Genomic DNA, 2,197 nt, shown 5'->3' on the forward strand with positions numbered 1-2,197 from the left:
TTCTACCCGTATAGTGATGTTGCTAGAACCAATTGAGAACCGTGTTGGCGATCGAATCTCCTGCCTGTGATCCGATTATTCCGCCAACGACTCCGCCAATGACGCCGCCGATGGCTGCGCCGGCGGGGCGCCCGATGCATACGCCGATCGCTGCGCCTCCCTTTGCTCCGAGAGTGGCTCCGTCCCCTGGCCTCAGCAAAGTCGAGCGGGCATCCCGGGTTCTGGCTAATGGGGCCCACGTAGGTACGTGCTCACCGTACTCCAGTGGCACAGCGCCCGGGGTTGTCATCGAGGCCGTCATATCGGTGTGTCGGGAGGGGGTGTGTTGTTATGGTCATGATGTGAGCGGGACGGTAGTTCATCGTCGGGGATGGGGAGGGTGTAGGAGGAGGAGTGGTCGATGTTCTGCGGTGGTGTGGATTGATAGTTTTTGAGGGCGAGGGTGCTCGGTGTTGTGCCGCGATCCTCATCGACTGTGGCTGATGCGGCTTGGGCGGCGAGGCGACGGCGCTTGTCCATCTGCCACTCAGGATACATGGGCCTGGGCAGAGGGATGGGGAGCATGCCAAGCGCGGCGATCACGATAAAAAATAAAATGATCGGTACTAAAAATGATCCCAGAGGACTGGTCTTGGGGGTCAAGATCAAGATACCAGTGAAGAAGAAGCATGCCCCTAAGGCTGGTTCGATGAGGGCGATCGTGTTGCGTCCCAGACTTAAGGATGAATCCATTATTGACCGGCACAACTCTGCATAGGGTGAGTCGGAGAACATCTCGAACCACCAATTGATAAGAGTCCCAACGCCCATCAGAAGGGCGCAGATGCCATATAGTACGTCCTTAGACATTGCCGACCACCTCTAATGGCTGACGGTTATAACTATTGCGAGGGAAACTGCTTCACATAATTATTTCAGTTGCCACCCTCGTGTTTATTGAATTGAATTTCTGCGACTAGGGTGCCTAGATATTAATGTGTTTATGTTAAACACTTTCGAATTTGTGTAGTGGTGCTACTAGAACCAACTGATAACCTTGTCTGCAAAGGAACTTCCCAGGTTTGATCCAATTGCACCTCCGACGACTCCGCCGATGACGCCACCGACTGCGGCGCCGGCGGGGCGCCCGATGCACACGCCGATCGCTGCGCCTCCCTTTGCTCCGAGAGTGGCTCCGTCCCCTGGCCTCGGCAAAGTCGAGCGGGCATCCCGGGCTCTGGCTAATGGGGCCCACGTAGGTGCGTGCTCACCGTACTCCAGTGGCACAGCGCCCGGGGCTGTCATCGAGGCCGTCATATCGGTGTGTCGGGAGGGGGTGTGTTGTTATGGTCATGATGTGAGCGGGACGGTAGTTCATCGTCGGGGATGGGGAGGGTGTAGGAGGAGGAGTGGTCGATGTTCTGCGGTGGTGTGGATTGATAGTTTTTGAGGGCGAGGGTGCTCGGTGTTGTGCCGCGATCCTCATCGACTGTGGCTGATGCGGTCTGGGTGGCGAGGCGACGGCGCTTGTCCATCTGCCACTCTGGATACATGGGCTTGGGTAGAGGGATGGGGAGCATTCCGAGGGCGGCGACCGCCAGGAAAAAGAAGAACAGGCCAGCGATGAACAGCAGCAGAGGATGATCCTTGTTCATTCCGGCATGATTTAGTAGTATAGCGACGCCCCCGAACGTGAAGCCGATACCGGCGGCCGGCTCGATGAGCGCAATAGTGTTGCGCCCGAGGTTGAATCTCTCTTCGGTGAGTGAGCGGCATAGTTCTGCGTATCCAGAGTCGGAGAACATTTCGAACCACCAGTTGATGAGCGTCCCCATGCCCATCATCGTGCAACCGACACCATGGAGCGTATCTTCGGACATGGTGACTTACTGCCTGTTTTGATCATGTTGATCATGGTCGGTTTCTGAAAGCCGGGGCTCTTGCTTGGGTTGACCGCCAGTCTGTTTCTGCGCTTGAGGTAGGAGGCTGGTGTTCGGGGCGGCTGAGTCCTCAGGGGTCAGGAGCTGGAGGGTAGAAGAAGAGCTCTTGCCGACCGCCGCAATCTTCTCGTGTTCCTGTACTGCGCGTTGGCGGCGCTTCTCCATCTGCCACTCTGGATACATGGGCTTAGGTAGAGGAATGGGAAGCAGGCCGAGGACGGCGACCGCCAGGAAGAACAGAACTGCTGGTACTAGGAGTGACATCAGGGGGCTGGTCT

General features: G+C 57.1%; 3 protein-coding genes and 1 pseudogene. All 4 read right to left on the reverse strand.

Going from position 1 to position 2,197, the window contains the following annotated elements; all coding sequences use genetic code 11:
• Window positions 1-22: 22 nt before the first annotated feature.
• On the reverse strand, window positions 23-301 hold the full coding sequence (locus J5X07_RS13520) for a glycine zipper domain-containing protein (protein WP_481736490.1): 279 nt from the start codon (window positions 299-301) through the stop codon (window positions 23-25).
• Window positions 298-849 (reverse strand): hypothetical protein, encoded by a 552-nt coding sequence (locus tag J5X07_RS12685; RefSeq protein ID WP_208480040.1) that lies wholly within the window; start codon window positions 847-849, stop codon window positions 298-300. The genes J5X07_RS13520 and J5X07_RS12685 overlap by 4 nt, the downstream gene beginning before the upstream one ends.
• Window positions 850-1,292: 443 nt before the next feature.
• Window positions 1,293-1,814 carry a hypothetical protein gene (locus J5X07_RS12690; RefSeq protein WP_208480041.1) on the reverse strand — a complete coding sequence of 174 codons (522 nt, stop codon included), beginning with the start codon at window positions 1,812-1,814 and terminating at the stop codon, window positions 1,293-1,295.
• Between the two features lie 51 nt (window positions 1,815-1,865).
• Window positions 1,866-2,197, reverse strand: a pseudogene (locus J5X07_RS12695) (hypothetical protein); the annotation flags it as partial.

The organism is Actinomyces bowdenii, assembly GCF_017592395.1.
Lineage (GTDB): Bacteria > Actinomycetota > Actinomycetes > Actinomycetales > Actinomycetaceae > Actinomyces > Actinomyces bowdenii.

What these genes read in the sequence shown, in the direction of transcription:
- J5X07_RS13520 (WP_481736490.1), bottom strand. Translation starts at nt 301, where the DNA reads ATGACGGCCTCGATGACAACCCCGGGCGCTGTGCCACTGGAGTACGGT.
- J5X07_RS12685 (WP_208480040.1), bottom strand. Translation starts at nt 849, where the DNA reads ATGTCTAAGGACGTACTATATGGCATCTGCGCCCTTCTGATGGGCGTT.
- J5X07_RS12690 (WP_208480041.1), bottom strand. Translation starts at nt 1,814, where the DNA reads ATGGGGACGCTCATCAACTGGTGGTTCGAAATGTTCTCCGACTCTGGA.